At 36.6% G+C, this 19,328-nt stretch carries 17 protein-coding genes; 5 read left to right on the top strand and 12 right to left on the bottom strand.

Annotation, left to right across the window (positions count from 1 at the left end):
* Window positions 1-45: 45 nt before the first annotated feature.
* Window positions 46-1,395, bottom strand: a complete 1,350-nt coding sequence (locus DDD_RS10480; RefSeq protein WP_041567096.1) for a dihydrolipoamide acetyltransferase family protein — start codon at window positions 1,393-1,395, stop codon at window positions 46-48.
* 126 nt (window positions 1,396-1,521) lie between these two features.
* Between DDD_RS10480 and DDD_RS10475 the strand changes: the two genes are divergently transcribed.
* Entirely contained in the window at window positions 1,522-1,890 is a 369-nt protein-coding gene (locus DDD_RS10475) for a hypothetical protein (RefSeq protein WP_015362821.1), read from the top strand.
* A gap of 7 nt (window positions 1,891-1,897) precedes the next feature.
* Here DDD_RS10475 and DDD_RS10470 read toward each other — a convergent pair whose 3' ends face one another.
* From DDD_RS10470 to paaZ, 5 genes are all read right to left on the bottom strand, one after another.
* Window positions 1,898-2,497: an acyltransferase gene (locus tag DDD_RS10470; protein WP_015362819.1), complete on the bottom strand. Its 600-nt coding sequence runs from the start codon at window positions 2,495-2,497 to the stop codon at window positions 1,898-1,900.
* 184 nt (window positions 2,498-2,681) lie between these two features.
* Window positions 2,682-3,644 (bottom strand): C1 family peptidase, encoded by a 963-nt coding sequence (locus DDD_RS10465; protein ID WP_015362818.1) that lies wholly within the window; start codon window positions 3,642-3,644, stop codon window positions 2,682-2,684.
* A 57-nt stretch (window positions 3,645-3,701) separates the two neighbouring features.
* Complete coding sequence (locus DDD_RS10460; RefSeq protein ID WP_015362817.1) at window positions 3,702-4,454, bottom strand: enoyl-CoA hydratase/isomerase family protein; 753 nt, start codon at window positions 4,452-4,454, stop codon at window positions 3,702-3,704.
* A gap of 100 nt (window positions 4,455-4,554) precedes the next feature.
* A complete protein-coding gene (locus DDD_RS10455; protein ID WP_015362816.1) occupies window positions 4,555-4,884 on the bottom strand; it encodes a GIY-YIG nuclease family protein in 330 nt (109 codons plus the stop codon).
* A 78-nt stretch (window positions 4,885-4,962) separates the two neighbouring features.
* The gene (gene paaZ, locus DDD_RS10450; protein ID WP_041567095.1) at window positions 4,963-7,506 is read right to left on the bottom strand and encodes a phenylacetic acid degradation bifunctional protein PaaZ; all 2,544 of its coding nucleotides are present in this window, start codon (window positions 7,504-7,506) and stop codon (window positions 4,963-4,965) included.
* 312 nt (window positions 7,507-7,818) lie between these two features.
* Between paaZ and DDD_RS10445 the strand changes: the two genes are divergently transcribed.
* The gene (locus DDD_RS10445; protein ID WP_146250778.1) at window positions 7,819-8,583 is read left to right on the top strand and encodes a hypothetical protein; all 765 of its coding nucleotides are present in this window, start codon (window positions 7,819-7,821) and stop codon (window positions 8,581-8,583) included.
* A 43-nt stretch (window positions 8,584-8,626) separates the two neighbouring features.
* Window positions 8,627-9,391, top strand: coding sequence for a hypothetical protein (locus DDD_RS10440; protein WP_015362812.1), 765 nt, complete (start codon window positions 8,627-8,629; stop codon window positions 9,389-9,391).
* Window positions 9,392-9,544: 153 nt separating this feature from the next.
* Here DDD_RS10440 and DDD_RS10435 read toward each other — a convergent pair whose 3' ends face one another.
* Both DDD_RS10435 and DDD_RS10430 read right to left on the bottom strand, forming a co-directional pair.
* Window positions 9,545-10,315, bottom strand: coding sequence for a T9SS type A sorting domain-containing protein (locus DDD_RS10435; protein ID WP_015362811.1), 771 nt, complete (start codon window positions 10,313-10,315; stop codon window positions 9,545-9,547).
* A 41-nt stretch (window positions 10,316-10,356) separates the two neighbouring features.
* Window positions 10,357-11,565 carry an acetyl-CoA C-acyltransferase gene (locus DDD_RS10430; RefSeq protein WP_015362810.1) on the bottom strand — a complete coding sequence of 403 codons (1,209 nt, stop codon included), beginning with the start codon at window positions 11,563-11,565 and terminating at the stop codon, window positions 10,357-10,359.
* Between the two features lie 127 nt (window positions 11,566-11,692).
* Between DDD_RS10430 and DDD_RS17280 the strand changes: the two genes are divergently transcribed.
* Window positions 11,693-14,428 (top strand): T9SS type A sorting domain-containing protein, encoded by a 2,736-nt coding sequence (locus DDD_RS17280; protein WP_015362809.1) that lies wholly within the window; start codon window positions 11,693-11,695, stop codon window positions 14,426-14,428.
* Here the strand turns inward: DDD_RS17280 and DDD_RS10420 are convergent, their stop codons facing one another.
* The 3 genes from DDD_RS10420 to DDD_RS10410 form a co-directional block, all read right to left on the bottom strand.
* Window positions 14,429-14,845: a PaaI family thioesterase gene (locus DDD_RS10420; protein WP_015362808.1), complete on the bottom strand. Its 417-nt coding sequence runs from the start codon at window positions 14,843-14,845 to the stop codon at window positions 14,429-14,431.
* 140 nt (window positions 14,846-14,985) lie between these two features.
* Complete coding sequence (locus tag DDD_RS10415) at window positions 14,986-15,357, bottom strand: four helix bundle protein (RefSeq protein WP_015362807.1); 372 nt, start codon at window positions 15,355-15,357, stop codon at window positions 14,986-14,988.
* A 17-nt stretch (window positions 15,358-15,374) separates the two neighbouring features.
* The gene (locus tag DDD_RS10410; protein ID WP_015362806.1) at window positions 15,375-16,562 is read right to left on the bottom strand and encodes a 3-hydroxyacyl-CoA dehydrogenase NAD-binding domain-containing protein; all 1,188 of its coding nucleotides are present in this window, start codon (window positions 16,560-16,562) and stop codon (window positions 15,375-15,377) included.
* Between the two features lie 246 nt (window positions 16,563-16,808).
* On the opposite strand from DDD_RS10410, the gene DDD_RS10405 reads away from it, so the two are divergent.
* Window positions 16,809-18,464: a SulP family inorganic anion transporter gene (locus DDD_RS10405; protein WP_015362805.1), complete on the top strand. Its 1,656-nt coding sequence runs from the start codon at window positions 16,809-16,811 to the stop codon at window positions 18,462-18,464.
* 10 nt (window positions 18,465-18,474) lie between these two features.
* On the opposite strand, the gene DDD_RS10400 is transcribed toward DDD_RS10405, so the two are convergent.
* A complete protein-coding gene (locus DDD_RS10400; protein WP_015362804.1) occupies window positions 18,475-19,257 on the bottom strand; it encodes an enoyl-CoA hydratase-related protein in 783 nt (260 codons plus the stop codon).
* Between the last annotated feature and the right edge of the window lie 71 nt (window positions 19,258-19,328).

Raw genomic sequence — 19,328 nt, 5'->3', positions numbered from 1 at the left:
GATAAAACTAGCAGTTTCCGCGTCGAGCGCGGAAAATCAATTTCTTTAATAATCATTTTCAGGTGCAGCTTCCAGATTCAAAGCCACTTGCTTTAAAAAACTTCCTCCCAAAAACCCATCTACTACTCTATGGTCAAATGATAATGATAACATCATCATACTTCTTATCTCAATACTGTCCACGTCATCTTTGGTCATTACCTCAGCACGTTTTTTAATGATTCCTGTTGCAAGAATAGCTACCTCTGGCTGATTGATAATAGGTGTTCCCATTAATGAGCCAAAAGTTCCCACATTTGATATCGTAAAGGTTCCTCCTTTAATATCGTCTCCACCTAATTTATTCTCACGTGCTAGGTTTGCCATGCGATTCACATCTGCAGCAATTTCTTGTAGAGATTTTTGGTCTGCATTTTTTACTACAGGAACGATTAAATTACCTGATGGTAATGCCGTTGCCATTCCTACATTGATATTTTCTTTAACGATGATATTGGAACCATCTACACTTGCGTTAATATTAGGATATTCCTCAATTGCTCTCGCTACCGCATCTACAAAAAGCGGTGTAAACGTTAATCGCTCGCCATACTTTTCTTGAAAAGGTCCTTTGTTTTTATTACGCCAGTTCACTAAATCGGTAAGATCTGCTTCTACATAAGCAGTCACATGCGGACTAGTATGTTTAGAATACACCATATGATCTGCAATCATAGAGCGCATACGGTCCATTTTTATAATGGTACCAGTTCCTTTATCTAGTTTAAGTTGTGGTATACGATATGCTGTAGGATCTGGTTCATTATTTACTGCTTGTGCAAATTGAAATGGCCTACCTTCATTAATATAATTTACCACGTCACTCTTGCGTAATCTACCTTCATGACCAGTTGCTGGTATACGAGCTAACTCTTCGTAGGACATATGATTCTTACGAGCGATAGAGTCTATTAATGGACTGACGAATAGGTCTTGATTGACAAATGCGTTTGAAACTGAACCTACATTTTTCTTCGGTAAACGTTCTCGACTCTCGCTCGAACTGGCATCCAACTTGTCATGCTGAACTTGTTTCAGCATCTGTTCTTTCTTATCGCTAGGCATTTCTGAAATTGCAGATTCTGAACTCGACACATGGCTAGAAGAACCATCAGCCTCCTCAAATTGCGCAATCACGCTACCTATTTCTACCACATCACCATTTGCGCATAAATGCTTTGTCATAACGCCTGCCGTTGGTGCTGGCACTTCATTATCTACTTTATCAGTTCCTACTTCTACTAGAATATCGCCTTCTTCAAAAGCTTCACCTTCTTGCACAAGCCAGTTGAGTATCGTTCCTTCGGTAATTGATTCTCCCATTTTTGGGAGTATAAAATCCATAGTCTTTGCCATGGCATAAAAATAAGAAAACTAACGCTTGTTAGTAGTGAAAATTCTGTTGTAATTCTGCTTTCGCGAAAGCGGGATTCTCAAAATCAAAAAATCATTACTTATTTTCACATTGTTTAAGAAGTAACAATGCAAATTCACTATAAAGAAAAAGCGCTGCTAGCTAATCAATATAAAATTGAACGAGCAGAACGCAACAAGAACTGGATAGGAAGAAACTGGTTTAATGTGCTTTTATTTGGGGTTTTTATCAGTTTTGTGGGACCAGTTTGGACTCACCAACCAGATGGAATCTATAGAAAAAAAGCAGTAAAAGCGTTAGATTATAGCGATTTTGATTATGTAGGCACAGTTGCTTATGTTTTCGTAGTTTATTCTATTTGCATTACTATCGCTTACTTCGTGTGGAAACACCAAGACGAGAAAAAAATTAGAAAATTAAAAGCCCACAGAAAAGAACTTGAAAATGAATTGAAAGTTTTACTAGATAATAAATAAATCTGAATTACTTATTTTTCATTTCCTGTAACGTCTTATAAAAATCTTCTTGAATTGGTCTGTTTTCAGGAATTTTACGAAGTGGCTCTACTTCTTTCATGGTCTCGTGACAATCAGCAGGTAGTTGCTGGTAGAGTTTTGTTCCCGCTGTTTTCCAAGCGATCATTTGATCGGAGACTTCTTTTATTTTTTTTGCTGGATTTCCTACGATTAAAGATCGCGGTTCAAAAACAGCTTCGGCTTTTACAAATGCCATGGCGCCTACTATGCATTCATCGCCTATGGTTGCGTCATCCATAATCACACTATTCATACCTATCATACAATTGCGACCTAAGTTTGCTCCATGAATAATTGCTCCATGACCTACATGAGCACCTTCTTTAAGCGTGATGCTTTTGCCAGGAAACATATGTACAGTACAATTCTCTTGCACATTAACTCCATCTTCAAGAATTATCTCGCCCCAATCGCCTCGTATCACTGCACTGGGACCTACGTAACAATTCTTACCTACAATCACATTACCAATTACTGTCGCTTGAGGATGGACAAAACTGGACTCGTGGATTACAGGAATGTGGGATTTGAAACTAAAAACTGCCATAAGATTGATTCTTATGGCAATTTACTTATTTGTCGGTAAAATTTTATGGTGTTTCGCTTTCGCGAAAGCGAAATTTTAAATAAATCACGTACCTAAATTGATCGGAGACAAGAAATAACAAGATTTCTCATCTTTGATTTCTAACCTTAAAATGATTTAAGTGATATGCAAATAAAGACCAAGTTTAGTCTCTAAATGCTATTGATAAACTAGAAACACCTACTTTAAAATCAGGATCTTCAGAGCCTCTAAAAAAGTCATAGCTTAGGTATATGTAGCCTTCATTTGCCCAGTTTGAACCCCATGAGTTAATCAATTTAAATGCGTCTAAACTATCGTCATAACCTACAATAGTCATTGCATGACAACCTTTAAAAATTAATTCTACGACTTCATTAATTATAAAAATATCATTTTCAACATCATATACATTACCGAAATGTAAGTCTGTCATCATTGAAATGATGACCGGACGACCATCGATTAAAGCAGATTTTACCTCATCCATAACAGGCATTATGATATCTGGCTGCGTATCAGAATAATAAGGCCCAATAGACTCATAACTAGAAATCTTAAAATCTTGCGCGTTTACCAATTGAATAGAATCTGGTTGAATAATACAATTGGAAATATCGATTGGAAAATCTTCAATAGGAAGCGTTCCGATATTTTTCATCAACTCAAAGTTATCGTTGATGCTTGATCCGTAACAATTTCCACTACCCAACTTAATTTGATTGAAAGCAAAAGACGAACTTAATATTTCAGTATTAGAATCTATAAGACTATCGTTTTCAATATTTTTTAAGTAACTACCTAGATAATAACTAGTTGCCCATGAAGCACAACTACCTTGACTTCCTTGAGAACCTACAGGCGGCATAAAACTGGAGAGATCAATAGAATCGGGAAAAGTCTGAGCTATAGGGTAATCAATTGTTTTACCATCTACTGCGGTGCTCCATTCACAATTTTCTAGTCCATCAGTCAAAGGATCATTATCAGGATTAGGATCTACCGTAATGTAAGGAAGGTCTTCAATCGGTTCAACCGATTGAAAATCATCTTCATACCTCTCATATTCACAAGAATTCATGAAAGTTAATAGTCCTACTACTATAAGTGATTTTACTAAATTTTTCATTGGCCTGTTTTAATACTAGTATTAAAAACCATAAATGGTTGCGTCAAAAATTGAAAATTATTTAAATCTTTTTAAAGTCTCCTTAGTAAACTTACTCAACACCAACCTTCCTGAAATCTTTGCTCTCTCAAAAAGTAAACTATCCCAGTCTTCACAACCGGTCCAGAACATCTTTTTCATCTCGGTCATAGCATCTGGATTGTAGGTGCAAAGGTTCTCTGCAAATTTTTGTACAGCGACATCCATTGCTTCAGTAGATTCATAAACCTCTGCAAAAAGGCCATTATTCTTTGCCCACTCTGGAGTATAGAATTCGTTTGCATTAATAGCAATCTGACTCATTCCAGTCAGTCCAAGTTTGCGCTCTACCGCTGGACCTACCACAAATGGCCCGATTCCTATGTTGAGTTCGCTCAATTTGATACTAGCAAATTTAGTCGCAAAGCAATAGTCAGTTGCCGCAGCAACACCTACTCCACCACCGACTGTTTTACCTTGCACACGACCTAGGATAAATTTAGGGCACTTGCGCATCGCATTGATCACATTTGCAAAACCAGAGAAGAATACTTCGCCAGTTTTTTCATCATCAATAGCAATCAGTTCTTTAAAACTAGCTCCAGCACAAAAGGTGCGTTCTCCACCAGATTTTAAGATGATCACCTTAGTAGCGTCATCGTTACCAGCATCTGTAATAGCTTGTGCTAGTTGTGCTAGAATATCTCCTGGCAAAGAGTTGTGCGCTGGGTGAAAGAATTCTATGATTGTTATTGCGTTTTCTGTTTGGGTTTTTACGTAGGGATCACTCATTTTAATATGCTTTTGTGTTTGTATTGAGCGAAGTCGTGCCGCAACGGCTTGACTCTTGAACTGTCAAGCCGCTGCATAGCGGCTTCGCTTATTATTTATCTCAATCTTTTTTAAATCGTTCTTTACTAGTAATAAAGCCTGTAAAATCCCAGTCTGCAGCCAGATCGTTCCATTCGGGATTTACACTCTCAATCAAATTAATCTTGTACTCTCTTTTCCACTTTTTAATCAGTTTTTCTCTTTTTATAGCTGCGAGTGGTTCATCGTGTTTCTCAAACCAAACTAATGCTTTAATATTATACTTACCTACATGGGTTTCAAAAGTTGCATTTTTATGGTCAAAGACTCGTTGTTTAATATTGTTTGTCACACCTACATAAAATAGCTTATTTTTTATATGAGCCATGATGTAGGTATACATTGTTTTCATAGCGGAATACGAATTTTTATTGTCATCTCTTTAGCATTTAGCGAAGCCGCTCTGCAGCGGCTTGACCTACAAATAAGCCTACGCGGAAATTATTCCAAACTGAGTTAGATGGTGATATACATGCTTTCTCTCCAACAAAGTCCACTCGTACTTACTCAACTCACCAAAAACAGCATTCTTTGTCGTTGCTTTAGGGTTACGTTTGAAATATTCTAGATATTCCTCACGTGCCTCTAGCATTTTAGCTTTAGCAGTTTCAAGATCTTCATGTTTTAAATCTTCAAGCGTTCCATCTTGTTTCATCAACGGCATTTTGTGATTTTGTGGCATTTTATCATAATTCCACAAAGTCGCTGCTACTTTTTCTAGATATTCATCTGGTGTAGCAACTTCAAAATCTTGAATCTCACCACTAGCAATTCTATAGCTCATCTCGAGATGTTCTACCATGTGCTGTGGTGTCATTGTTCCCCAATTAGGTTTTGCGTTTGCATCTAATTTCGCTAAAGCAGACTTTATATAGCCTTCTGTAATTTCTGGAAATACCGTTTGCTTTTTCTCTACCATGGTGAGAATGGTCGCTACCGCTACCAAAGCTGTTGCTTCTTCATCAGTCTTTCCATTTTCATAATCTACTGGCTCTGCATCAAAAACCTCTACATACCATTTTACAATACCAGATGGATGTTCACGACCAGCAACGTCTCTTTCTCGTTTTTCTTTACAAGTCAAGCGTACATAAATCGTGTCATTATGATATAAAGGTCTCAAGAAACGAATGTCTTCTAGACCATAATTTGCACTTACTGGTCCTTTATTAGGATAAACAAATAATCCTGCCGCGGCACTGATGATAAAGTAACCGTGGGCGGTACGTTTCTTAAAAATACTTCCATCTAGACTGGTAATATCTGTATGCGCATAGAAATGATCCCAAGTTAAGTTTGCAAAATTCTGGATATCAGTATCAGTCAGAGTTCGTTTATGAGTTTCTAGGCTCATTCCAGGTTTGATATCCTCATAATGGTATGAGAATGGATGATTCTCTGCTTTTTTATAAGCTCCATTAGGCTGATAAATTCCAGTGATTTCAGTTAATGAAGTTGGACTTCCTTGAACGGCACAACGCTGCATGTAATGTTTTATACCTCGCAGTCCACCCATTTCCTCGCCGCCACCAGCACGTCCTGGTCCACCATGTACTAACAGTGGTAATGGAGAGCCATGTCCTGTGGATTGTGGTGCGCTATCTCTATTTAAAGTCAATATTCTACCATGTGACGATGCTGCGTTTATGGTATACGCTTTCGCGAAAGCGTCATCACCAGTAACTACACTGCTCACCAACGAGCCTTTACCCATATGAGCCAGTTCAATCGCCTCATCTAGATTTTTATATGGCATCAACGTACTCACAGGACCAAAACATTCTACTTCATGAGCTGCGGTATTTTTAAACGGTTGATCTTCTCGCATTAAAATAGGTGACATAAACGCTCCTTTTTGGGCGCGATCTCCTAAAATTTCTACCTCATCTAGGTTACCATAAACCATTTGTGCGGTTTGAGCAATTTTTGAAATTTGTGATTTAGTAGTTTCTCTTTGATCGTTATTAATAAGAGCACCCATGCGAGTTTCTCTCAATAAAGGATCTCCTATAACGGTTTTAGAAAGTTGTTTTCCTAATTCGATTTGCACGTCTTCCATCAGGTTTTCTGGGACAAGAATTCTTCTAATCGCTGTACATTTTTGTCCAGCTTTAGAGGTCATCTCTTTACGTACTTCTTTTACAAATATGTCAAATTCTGGAGTTCCAGGAACAGCATCTGGTCCTAAGACAGATGAATTTAATGAATCTGCCTCCATCGTGAACGGAACTGACTCTTCTAATAATCGTGGATGTGCTTTTAATTTTCTACCGGTATGCGCACTACCTGTGAAGGTGACTACATCTTGTGAGTTCACCGTATCTAGAATACTTGTGGTCAAACCACTTAAGAGTTGTAAAGATCCTTCTGGAAGGATTCCTGAATTGATGATTTCGCGTACTACAGCTTCTGTTAAAAAGGCTGTTTGTGGCGCTGGCAATACGACTGCTGGCATACCGGCCATCCAGTTTACAGCACATTTTTCTAACATTCCCCAAACTGGAAAATTAAATGCATTGATATGCACGGCGACACCTTTGCGAGGTACTAGAATGTGATGTGCCATAAAACGACCACCACGCGATAAATCGATAGGATCACCTTCTACGGCATAACTCTGATCTGGAAAGAGTTTTCTAAGACTTGCATTTGCAAATAGGTTTCCAAAACCACCTTCTATATCTACCCAGCTATCTGCTCTAGTCGCACCGGTTTTGTAACTGATGTCGTAAAACGCTTTTTTTCTTTTATTAAGATAAAGTGCTAATTTTTTAATCATGTTACCACGTTGCTGAAACGTCATATCTCTCAACACCTTACCATGATCGCGACCATATTGCAACGCACTAGCAATATCTAAACCTTCAGTACTTGTAAGACCTATGATGTCACCAGTAATGGCGTCATACATATTACGTGTAGATTTCTCTTCACCAGCTTGCCACTGGCCATTGATGTAACTTTCTAGGATCATAATTTCTTAATAGATGGTTGTAATCTCGCTTTCGCGAAAGCGGAAAGCCAATTGTGAGACGAAAATACAAAATGTGCTAATTAAAGACTAACAATTGTTAGTTGCAATCTGAAATGTTTAATAAACCTTAAGTTAATTATCTGTTAATCAGTTAATTTTTATACGCTTAAACGGTTTAATGTGCCTCTTGTAGAAAAATAATTTAATTAACTTAAAATGAATTTATAACAAGGTTGTTATCATGTAATATTGCATTCGTTAACCAAAGATAACACTAGTTTGAAAGTAAGCTTCGCTTTAATTTTAACATTTTTGATTTGTCAATTTACTGTTGCTCAAGTCGGTATAGGAACAACTGATCCTGCGGTCGGGACTGTTCTTCATGTTGATGATGGTAGCGGGACCAAAGGTGTTAAACTGCCAGATGCTGATATTGTTGATTTAAATACAATTGCACCACTTCCTGTGGGAACAGAAGAAGGAACAATGGTTTATAATACAAATGCATTTACTGGTAGAGGTCATTTCTACTGGAATGGTTTTGTATGGGCACCTATTCAATTATTTGCTGATAGGTCTGCAAAGTTTGATCACGCTGGCCCAATAGAAACAGTAGCTGCAGTAAATTTAAATCAAGCAGGCGCTGGAGTAGATGTAGAGCTAATGGACAATACTGTATTTGATGAAACCTCTACCCTATACACTCCAATAGCTGATGCTAACGGGCGTTTTACAAACTTAGAAGTAGACGACGATGGTCGTTATAGAATTACTGTTTTCGTAGGTTTAGAGAAAGATAATGTATCTGGAGGCGCCTCAATTCAAGGCAGATTAAAAATCACAGATTCATCAAATGTCGTGAGATATGACGGTAGTTACCACAGAAGTTCAGAATTGGATCGAACTGGAGATCCTGGAGGAGGAATTGATGATGATGGAACATTATACTTTACTGAAATTATCGAACTAAATGCAGGAGATAAAGTTGCTGTAAACTGCACGAGAGTTGAAGGCACAACTGCGGTTTATCAACGTGATCCCAATCTATCTGCTATAATTATTGAAAAACTAAGGTAATAATTCTCATGAAAAGTGAGAATAGACCTAAACCAACTTACAAATGAAAACATCTCTTTACATATTATTTTTTTTACTGCTTTCCTTCTCATTTTTACACGCGCAAGTAGCGATCGGGACAGATACTCCGGCGACGGGAGCTGCATTGACAATTGAAGATCCTACCGGTACTTCTGGAGTTTTATTTCCTAAAGTTAGCATAGATGATCTTTCCACAGTTGCTCCTTTGCCTAGTGGAACAGAAGATGGAACTATAGTTTATAACACTAATACAACAACTGGAGCAGGTTATTACTTTTTCAAAAACAACCGCTGGGAGCCTATTTTTGGAGTTGTGGGAGGTATGGCTAAATTCAGAAATTCTGTTTCAGGAAGTTCTACCAATAATTTTAATCAAAATACTGTTGGTAGAGACGCACAAATTTTTGGAAATGTGTATTTCAATGATAATGCGACAGTTTATCGCGTAGCCAGCAATACCACCTTAGAAGTGCGCGAATCAGGCAGATACAAAGTCGTTATAAATTTATCCTTTGAAGGAACTTCAAATAATACTACTGCGCGCTTACTTGCTGTGGAAGGTAGGTTGCAAATAAATGGTACAACAATAGGTGGAATATATAGAAGTCAAGAAATGAGTTCTGCAAATACTACTAGCCCAGATTATGGAAGTATTACCATCACTGAAATCGTCAATCTTAACGCGTTTGATGAGTTAACTGTGCGCGTGAGTCAAACTCAAGATGCTGGACGCGTTTACTTGAGAAGTGTTGATACTTCATCTTTTTTCATAGAAAGATTGGATTAAATCATTACACATTAAACCAAACAGTTTTGTTTTTACTTAATTGATTGGTGCATTTTGCATCAATTTTTTAATGGAATTAATGTATTATGTTGAAAGGTATACACGCAAAAGTTTTCTTGCGGTTGACTGATTATAATTATTTGATCCTTAATTCTATTCTTTAATAAATCTAATAGTCTTCATCTTATCATACAATTTAATTTGTAATAAGTACATTCCAGACTTTAATGTTTTTATATCTATGAATTCATCGTATAAATTTGTGTTCAATAATTTTTTACCACTTAGATCATATATCGTAATATCTGTAATGTAATCTATATCCGATCCTTTAAGAATTAATCTATCTCTAACAGGATTAGCGGCAAGTAATACATCGATTTCACTTGTAACCTCATCGATAGATAATGGCACACTTCCATATCGGGCATAATCACCATTGGGGTTTGTAATAGTTAAAGTGGTAGTATTAGTAATACCTAGCGTGGCGATATCATAGTGAAAATCAAGGGATATTCCGGTTGCAAAAAATTGCATGTACATACCACTATAACCTGCTAAATCTAAACAGTCTTGATCAGGGTTTTGGATACCATTGGGGTTAGGGTCGCAACAAAGTGCTAACGTTTGTGCTACAAACTGAAGTGTCATGGTATTTGTAGTCGCGTTAGGATAAACAAAAGTACCAGCTATGTCAGCCGCTCCAGGACACACAGATGTTTCAAATTGATAATTTGTGCCAGTATCTGTAAAGCTTAATTCTACATTATAAGTAATATAATTAATACTAGATGGAAGATTAGAATTACCGTTTACGTATAGATCTTCTAAAAACCAATCGCTTGCAGTTAGGACTGGATTTTGGGCCTGAATAAAACCACTGAATAATATAAAAACTATTAAATACGTGTATAATTTTTTCATGTGATTTTATTTAATTGATTATCTGCAAGTTAATTATAATTTTAAACATTCTCTATTACCATCGCATATCCTTGTCCTACGCCAACGCACATGGTTATAAGTGCATATTTCTTTTTAGTCAACTGGAGTTCGAGAGCCGCACTATAAGCTAGTCGAGTTCCTGTAACACCTAGTGGATGACCGATTGCAATAGATCCACCATTAGGGTTTAAACGTGGATCGTCATCTGCAAGTCCCCAAGCTCTTGTACAGGCAAGTGCTTGTGAAGCAAATGCTTCATTCAGTTCAATCACATCCATATGATCCATAGTCAATCCAGCTTTTTCTAGTGCTTTATTACTGGCTGCAACAGGACCTATTCCCATAATACGAGGCTCCACGCCTACTACCGCACTACTCACCACTCTCGCAATAGGCTTTAAGTTATATTTTTTAACCGCATCTTCACTTGCGATAATAGTGGCCGCAGCTCCATCGTTCAATCCGCTAGAATTTCCTGCTGTTACAGAGCCACCATCTTTTTTAAAGGCTGGACGTAATTTTGCAAGAATTTCTTTAGTTGTCGATGGTCTTATAAATTCGTCATCTTTAAAGATGATAGGATCTTTTTTACGTTGCGGAATCTCCACGGCTACTATTTCCTTAGCAAGTCTTCCAGATTGTTGAGCAGCAGCAGCTTTTTGCTGTGACCATGCTGCAAAGGCATCTTGATCTTCTCGAGAGATCGTATATTTCTCTACAAGGTTTTCAGCTGTATTACCCATTCCGTCTACACCGTACATTTCAGCCATTTTGTGATTGACAAATCGCCATCCAAAACTAGAATCATACATCTTTGAATCCGTTCCAAAAGCACTACTAGGTTTTGCAATTACCAGTGGTCCACGTGTCATGTTCTCTACTCCACCAGAAATAAAGACATCGCCATCACCAGTTTGTATGGCTCTATGCGCATGCACAATAGCACTCAATCCAGAACTACACAATCTGTTTACCGTTTCTCCTGGAACTGTAACTGGTAAGCCAGCAAGTAATCCAGCCATGCGCGCTACATTACGATTATCCTCACCAGCTTGGTTGGCACAACCCATTATGACATCTGCGTAGGCGTCTTTTGGGATATTGGGATTTCTTTCTACTACGGTTTTTATTACGTGCGCTGCAAGATCATCTGGCCTAATGGTGGATAATGTTCCTTTGTAATTTCCAATTGGTGTACGTACACCGTCTATTATATATGTGTTTTTCATTTATTTATTTTTTTAGTCCGCTTTCGCGAAAGCGGAATTCTCTCATCAAAAATACGCATTAGAGATTTTAATACCATAATTAGGTATTATAAGTGATTAGGAATTATCTTACCAAAAATTTACTATTTTGAAAACCAACTATTTATTTATTGCTATTACTTTTTTAATTTGTTTTGCTACCACTGCGCAAATAATTACTATACCTGATGTTGCACTTAAAAACATATTAGTAAATAACAATGTAACTGACACAACTGGCAATGGAGTCGCAGATTCTGATGTAGACACAAACAATGACGGACAAATCCAACAGTCTGAAGCTAATGCTGCTACTATCCTACACTTGGGTTTCAATGTTAATATTCAATCGCTGGAAGGGATTCAGTTTTTTAATAACTTGGAGGAATTAATCATTAGAAATAGTCAAGTAAATTATGTTCCTGTTTTTTTTATGAGTTCACTAAAAACCGTTATTGTAGACGATAATCAAGTTTCCAATATTGACGTAAGTAACCTTTCCAACCTAGAAGTATTATTGCTGGACAATACATCCATCAACACAATAGATGTAACACAAAATCCTAATTTAAAAGAATTATCGTTAGAAAATAATAGCTTAACAAGTATAGATGTTACTCAAAATCCAAATTTGGAACTACTAAGACTTAACAATAATTCCTTAAGCTCTATTGATCTTGCACAAAATAATAATCTCCTGAATCTTAAATTAAATGATAACTCTTTAAATTCTATTGACTTATCTCAAAACACTCTTCTACAATCACTATCTTTAAACAATAACAACATAAGTGTTTTAGACGTTAGCACAAGTCCCGATATTAGCAATTTAGAACTGGAAAACACGCTTATCACTGCTTTAGATTTATCTAGTCAAACTAGTATTTACTATCTGTCTGTTATCAACTGTCCGCTAACGTCTTTAACTGGTCTATCGAATAAGTTAGAATTGGATTCATTACTTATTAAAAACACTAATATCTCGTCACTTGTTATCAATAATAACAATGCATTTGTTTCAGGAATTGAAATTGAAAACAATCCTTTATTAACATCAATTCAAATGAATAATAATGTGGGCTTCTTTGGAAATAATATCACAAATAACCCTAACCTAATCGACTTAGAAGCAAATAATAACTCCATTTTTGGCTTATATACTGATAATAATGGACTGGAAAATATAAGTTTGGAAAATGGAAATCAATTAGATTATCTTCAATTTAATAACGAGGTAAATCTTCAGGAATTGTCATTTTTAAAAACAGACACTTCAACTTTTGGTAATAATTTTATAATTAATAATTGTTCTATAGATCGACTTATTATAAAAAATGGAATTACAGACATCATTAGCTTTACTGGAACTAATAATATCAATTATATATGTGGTGATAATGACGAAATACTATCCTTATCAGCAGCTCTCAACAACAGTGGTATATCTAATGTAAATTTGAATACTTATTGCACCTTTTCTCCAGGAGGCGATTTACATCAAATTATGGGTACTGTGCGTATAGACTCAGACCTCAACGGCTGTTCTGTTAATGACCTTAGATTCACAGACTTTAAATTTACTGTTAATAATGGTACGTCTAGTGCGATCTTTTTTGAATCGCCTGGATATGATTATCAAATTGATGTGCCCGAAGGAACGTATACGATCACACCAGAACCTATTGTACCAGCACTATACAATTCATTAATTTTTTTTACAGCAAACTTTGCTACGAGAAGTCCAGATGTTGTTCAAGATATATGTTTGATTCCTAATGGAACAGTTGTAGATTTTTCTACTATTATGTTTGAAGATCAACCGGCAAGACCTGGTTTTGATGCAGACTATAAATTACACTATAAGAATAATGGAACAGCAGCTTCAAACGGTATTCTATTTTTAAGTTTTGACGATTCTAGAATGGATTTTTTAAATTCAGACACCGTTTTCCAAAGTATAAACAACGGTATTATACGATGGGATTTTGGCACAATGCAACCTAACGAAGAACGTATTATTAATTTAACTTTTAATATCAACTCACCTATAGAGACACCATCAGTGAATGGTGGTGATGTATTGACTTTTAACGGTAATATCTCTGCTCCTTCTGGAATAACTGATATCAACACCGCAGATAACACTTTTGAATACGATCAGATTGTTGTGAACTCTTTTGATCCTAATGACATCGCATGTCTTGAAGGAGAAATTTTAGACCCAACAGATTTAGGTAAGGATTTGCACTATAAAATAAGGTTTGAAAATACAGGAACTGCAAGTGCCATTAACATAGTGGTAAAAAATGAAATAGACCTTTCTAAACTCGACATAAATACGCTAATTCCAGTAACAAGTAGTCATCCTATGCGCACTAGAATTATAGAAGGAAACATAGTTGAATTTATCTTTGAAAACATCAACCTAGATTTTAATGATGCGACTAATGATGGTTACTTGATTTACAAAATAAAGTCGTTACCTACACTTCAGTTAGGAGATATGATAGGGAATCAAGCAGAGATTTACTTTGACTTTAATTTCCCAATTATTACAAACGATTACATGGTTACTGTGGCTCAAACAGCTGGACTTGGAGATGTAAGCTTAAATCGTGTAACACTATTCCCTAATCCTTCAAAGGACGAAGTAACACTTAAATCTCGATCTGAAATAAAAGCTTTAAAGATCTTTGATCATTTAGGAAGAATCGTGAAAATGATTACTTTACAAAATGATATCTTAGAGAAGTCGATCAGTATTTCTAATCTAAAAGCAGGTCTTTATTTCATCGAAGTTGAGAATAAAACTGGAAAACAAAGTCTGAAATTGATTAAGGAGTAATCATTCCCAATCCTTATTAGTCCTATAAACCACGCCTTTAAAAAGCGCTACAAGTTCATCGCCTTTTTTTACCTCAACGATGTTAAAACCTACTTTGGTTTTGGTTTTGTCTAGAGTGCATTCTGCTGTGATGTAATCGCCTTCTTCAAGTGCTTCTATGTGGTTGATGCTTGTTTCTATAGAAACGGCAAATTTACCATGCGTGTTTGATGAGAAACCAAAAGCAGTATCTGCCAGCGAGTAGGTAATCCCACCATGTGCTTTTCCCATACTATTGAGCATTTCTGGTCTTATGGTCATTCCTAACTTTACACAACCTATATCAACCGACAGGATTTCAATACCTAACCATGTAGAATATGGATCAAGTGAAAGCATTTTTGCTGGTATCTCAGTTCCTTTTAGTTTTTGAGTCATTGAGTTTGTGAGTTTGTGAGTTTGTGAGTTTGTGAGTTTGTGAGTTTGTGAGTTTGTGAGTTTGTGAGTTTGTGAGTTTGTGAGTTTGTGAGTTTGTGAGTTTGTGAGTTTGTGAGTTTGTGAGTTTGTGAGTAAAAGTGTTATTTATTTTTAAGACTTCGTCTTAATGCCGAAATCATTTTACCTATTTCTGTCAACATCCTTCTATTTTCTTCAAACTCTTCATGATCTATATATTTCCTTAAGAAAGCTTTGGTATTCCAAGTCACACATTCATGACTGCTATCCCATGCCATTTTGAGATATCTATTAAAATTAGCATCAGTGCTTCCATAACCTTCTGAAATATTTGCAGCAATAGAATCAGCGGCACGAGAATACTGAGAGGATAACCTATAAATTTCTTTTTTGGGAAATTGTTCCGTTATTTTATTAATTCTCTCTCCAAAGGCCATCGCTTTTTGGTAAACAATTAAATCTTCAAACTTAAAATGATATTCACTTTTAAACATTATCCTAAATTCTAAACTCAGAGACTCACAAACTCAAAGACTAAATTACTGTTATTCATTTTACGTAATATTGGTGAGCATCTATATCGATCTTCTCGGTATAAATCATACATCGCGTCCAGTTCATTTACACACCATTCGATTCCTTTTTCGTTTGCCCAAGCGAGCAATCCTTTTGGATAATTCACACCTTTGGTCATCGCGCTATCTATTCCTTGAGCCGTTGCTATGTTTAAAAACAAGGCATCTGCAGCCTCATTGATGAGCATTACGAGAACTCGATCTTGAATTTCTTTTATGAGTTCAGTAGATTTTACTGGGTCCGCTTTCGCGAAAGCGTGTTCACTATCCACATTTACATAATCATAAAAACCACGTCCAGATTTGCGCCCTAGCCAGCCGGCTTCCATCAATCGTTTCTGAGTTAACGACGGCTTGTAACGTGGATCAAAGTAGAAAGCTGCAAAAACAGTTTCCGTTACCACATAATTCACATCGTGACCTATATAATCCATCAGTTCAAATGGCCCCATTTTGAAACCAAGTCCTTTTAAAGCGTAATCTATAGTGGCAAAACTTGCTATTCCTTCTTCATAAATACGCAAGGATTCACTGTAAAATGGACGTGCTACACGATTCACTATAAAACCTGGAGTGTCTTTTGCTACAGCTACAACTTTTTTCCAATTCTCAATAGTTTCTACACAAGTGTCCGTCACATTTTGGGATGTTTGTACGGCAGAAATTACCTCAACAAGCTTCATCAATGGCGCAGGATTAAAGAAGTGAATTCCTATACAACGTTCTGGTTTATCGAGTGATGCTGCAATACTCGCTATACTTAAACTAGATGTATTAGAAGCAATAATGCAGTTGTCAGACACGTAAGATTCCAGTTCTTGAAATACCTTTTTCTTTGTATCTAGGTTTTCGATAATTGCCTCTATGGTAAGATCAGAGTCAGCAAGATCTTTAATCGTATTTACATAAGAGATATTGGACTGAATGCGACTTTTCTCGGCAGCATCTATTCTACCTTTTTCAATAAGTCGGTTCATTATCTTCTCTAGAGCAGCTCGGGCTTTGTCTAGTTGCGCCTGATTTACATCAAACAATTTCACTTGACAGCCAGCTGTGGCAGCTACCTGAGCAATACCACTTCCCATTGTTCCCGCTCCTATGACTCCTAACTTATTAATTTCCATAAATTTATTGTTCACCTTATCGTATTCGTTACTATTACATTTTATTACTCATCAAATATAATAAGTTACTTATGGAAGTCATCTATTTAATTCACAAGTCTTAATAGCACTTTATATATAGAAAACATCATTAAATGTTCTTATAATTAATTTTTTTTGAACTTATAGGCAATAGGACTTAGATTTGTTTAATGACTTCATACATTAAGTTACTTTTATAACTTGCCAACATAAAAATATTGTACTATGCTTTCTTCTTTTTATGATACTAAAAATTTAAAAGGTGACCTCACTGGTGGCTTAGTGGCTGGTGTTGTTGCTCTACCTCTTGCACTAGCTTTTGGCGTTCAATCTGGTTTAGGAGCCATTGCTGGATTATACGGTGCTATCGCTGTAGGAGTTTTTGCGGCTATCTTCGGTGGTACTGCAACTCAAGCCAGTGGACCTACTGGACCTATGACTGTTGTATCTGCTGCTTTAGTGGTAAAAGCCATTGAACTTACAGGCAGCATAGAGGCCGCAATGCCTATTATCATCCTTACATTTTTAACCGGTGGAATTATTCAAATGCTTTTTGGCTTTATAAATATAGCTGGATACATTAAATACTTCCCATATCCCGTTGTATCTGGTTTTATGAGCGGTGTAGGTTTAATCATCATTTTACTTCAAATATTTCCGCTTTTCGGAATGGTATCACCTAAAAACACGTTGAAAGTCCTAGGTGATATGCCTTTATTAATAGAAGGTTTTAATTGGCAAGCACTAGTATTAGGTGCTTTAACTGTTTTGATATATTATGTTTTTCCTAAAATTACTAAAGCAATTCCTAGCGCTCTTGTAGCATTAATTGTTGTTTCAATAGTAGCTTATTTTTTACCATGGCAAGTCCCTATCATAGGTGATATTCCATCTGGATTACCTTCTTTAAAGTTGAATGGAATTTTGGATATTGACTCGAGTGCCTATGCTCTCGTTGCCGAATATGCTTTAGTTCTAGCTGTTTTAGGGTCTATAGATTCTTTACTCACATCAGTCATCGCAGATAATATGACCAAAACCAAACACAATAGCAATAGAGAGTTAATAGGTCAAGGAATAGGGAACATGGTAGCTGCTATATTTGGTGGTATTCCTGGCGCAGGAGCTACTAAAGGAACGGTAGTAAATATCAATTCGGGAGGTAAAACGCGCCTATCCGGCGTATTGCATGGATTGTTTCTTGCAGCGGTTTTATTAGGTTTAAGTGGTCTTGCAGCGCACATTCCGCTAGCGGTTCTTGCCGGAATCTTGATCCCGATCGGTTTTAAAATAATAGATACAAAAGGACTTAAACATTTACTTGCGGTTCCACGTGCAGATGCCGTAGTTTTAATAATCGTACTGTTGATGACTACATTTGGCAGTTTGATACAAGCGGTAGGTATAGGAGTTATACTGGCATCTTTACTATTTATGAAACGCGCAAGCGATCTAGGAGAAAAAGGACTAGAAGTAGGAACTCTTGCAGGATTTGACGGTGAACAACCATGGAAAGACGAGCAAGCACTTTATGAGACCTTTAAGAATCAAATTTATATAAAACACCTCTATGGACCTCTATTCTTCGGTTTCACGTCACACTTTCAAGAAACTATTAAAGCACTTTCTCCAGAAGTAAAAGCGTTGATAATTCGCCTAGATCGAGTTCCTTACATTGATCAATCTGGTTTGTATGCTTTAGAAAATGCGGTTCTAGACCTAGAAAAACGTAATGTAAAAGTAGTCCTTACTGGTTTACAAGAACAACCTAAAGATAAATTAGAATCTATTGATATCATACCAGATCTGGTAAGCGAGTCTGAGACTTTTGAAACAATAGAAGAGGCTTTTGTTTACTTAAAGAACTATTTTAAATTATAGAAACTGTTTTCTATTTTCCTTTAAAAACAGGCTTTCGCTTTTCCATAAAACTTGCAACACCTTCGGCATAATCTTCAGTAGAAGCGCTTTCTATTTGCAGTTTACTTTCTAACGCAAGCTGTTCTTCTACGGTATTGTTATACGATTGATTCAGCGCTTTCTTTGTATTAGCCAGTGCTATTGTAGGTAAAGCAGCTAGTTTTTGTGATGTCGCTTTCGCGAAAGCGAGAAAGTCTTCATCCTTTACGACCTTGTAAATCATTCCCATTTGGTCGGCTTCAGTTGCTGTAATTTTATCGGCCAGCATCATGGTGGCGCTTGCTTTACCAAATCCAATTAATCGTGGTAAAAAGAACGTCCCAGCACTATCTGGAATCAGTCCTATTTTTGAAAACGCTTGTATAAAAGCGGCACTTTCTGTGGCAATGACAACGTCACAACATAAAGCAATATTAGCTCCAGCACCAGCGGCAACTCCATTAACAGCAGCCACCACAGGCTTTTCTAGGTTTCTTATTTTTAAAACTATCGGATTATAATGATCATCAAGAATCGCTTTAAAACCAGGATTTAAATCTGGATTTGTTATTTCCTGTATATCTTGTCCAGCACAAAACGCCTTACCGTCACCTACGATCATTACCGCTCTAATTTCGTCATTAGTTGCACATTGATCCAGCGCCTCTTGCATAGCAAATGCCATTTCACGATTAAAAGAATTAAAGACTTGTGGCCTATTTAGGGTGATGGTTGCAACGCCGTTATCGACTTGAAGTAGGATAGAATCTGACATAAGTTTATGGAATCAAATACCGTCGTTGACAACACTTCAGCATCCTCAGTGTAACAATTTAGACGGACATT

Origin of the sequence: Nonlabens dokdonensis DSW-6 (assembly GCF_000332115.1) — a bacterium.
Taxonomy (GTDB): Bacteria; Bacteroidota; Bacteroidia; order Flavobacteriales; family Flavobacteriaceae; genus Nonlabens; species Nonlabens dokdonensis.
The sequence above is the reverse complement of the archived record's forward strand: the minus strand, read 5'-3'. Positions and strand labels throughout refer to the sequence as shown.

What these genes read in the sequence shown, in the direction of transcription:
- DDD_RS10400 (WP_015362804.1), bottom strand. Translation starts at nt 19,257, where the DNA reads ATGTCAGATTCTATCCTACTTCAAGTCGATAACGGCGTTGCAACCATC.
- DDD_RS10410 (WP_015362806.1), bottom strand. Translation starts at nt 16,562, where the DNA reads ATGGAAATTAATAAGTTAGGAGTCATAGGAGCGGGAACAATGGGAAGT.
- DDD_RS10465 (WP_015362818.1), bottom strand. Translation starts at nt 3,644, where the DNA reads ATGAAAAATTTAGTAAAATCACTTATAGTAGTAGGACTATTAACTTTC.
- DDD_RS10440 (WP_015362812.1), top strand. Translation starts at nt 8,627, where the DNA reads ATGAAAACATCTCTTTACATATTATTTTTTTTACTGCTTTCCTTCTCA.
- DDD_RS10455 (WP_015362816.1), bottom strand. Translation starts at nt 4,884, where the DNA reads ATGAAAACAATGTATACCTACATCATGGCTCATATAAAAAATAAGCTA.
- DDD_RS10475 (WP_015362821.1), top strand. Translation starts at nt 1,522, where the DNA reads ATGCAAATTCACTATAAAGAAAAAGCGCTGCTAGCTAATCAATATAAA.
- DDD_RS10405 (WP_015362805.1), top strand. Translation starts at nt 16,809, where the DNA reads ATGCTTTCTTCTTTTTATGATACTAAAAATTTAAAAGGTGACCTCACT.
- DDD_RS10415 (WP_015362807.1), bottom strand. Translation starts at nt 15,357, where the DNA reads ATGTTTAAAAGTGAATATCATTTTAAGTTTGAAGATTTAATTGTTTAC.
- DDD_RS10420 (WP_015362808.1), bottom strand. Translation starts at nt 14,845, where the DNA reads ATGACTCAAAAACTAAAAGGAACTGAGATACCAGCAAAAATGCTTTCA.
- paaZ (WP_041567095.1), bottom strand. Translation starts at nt 7,506, where the DNA reads ATGATCCTAGAAAGTTACATCAATGGCCAGTGGCAAGCTGGTGAAGAG.
- DDD_RS10480 (WP_041567096.1), bottom strand. Translation starts at nt 1,395, where the DNA reads ATGGCAAAGACTATGGATTTTATACTCCCAAAAATGGGAGAATCAATT.
- DDD_RS10470 (WP_015362819.1), bottom strand. Translation starts at nt 2,497, where the DNA reads ATGGCAGTTTTTAGTTTCAAATCCCACATTCCTGTAATCCACGAGTCC.
- DDD_RS10435 (WP_015362811.1), bottom strand. Translation starts at nt 10,315, where the DNA reads ATGAAAAAATTATACACGTATTTAATAGTTTTTATATTATTCAGTGGT.
- DDD_RS10430 (WP_015362810.1), bottom strand. Translation starts at nt 11,565, where the DNA reads ATGAAAAACACATATATAATAGACGGTGTACGTACACCAATTGGAAAT.
- DDD_RS10460 (WP_015362817.1), bottom strand. Translation starts at nt 4,454, where the DNA reads ATGAGTGATCCCTACGTAAAAACCCAAACAGAAAACGCAATAACAATC.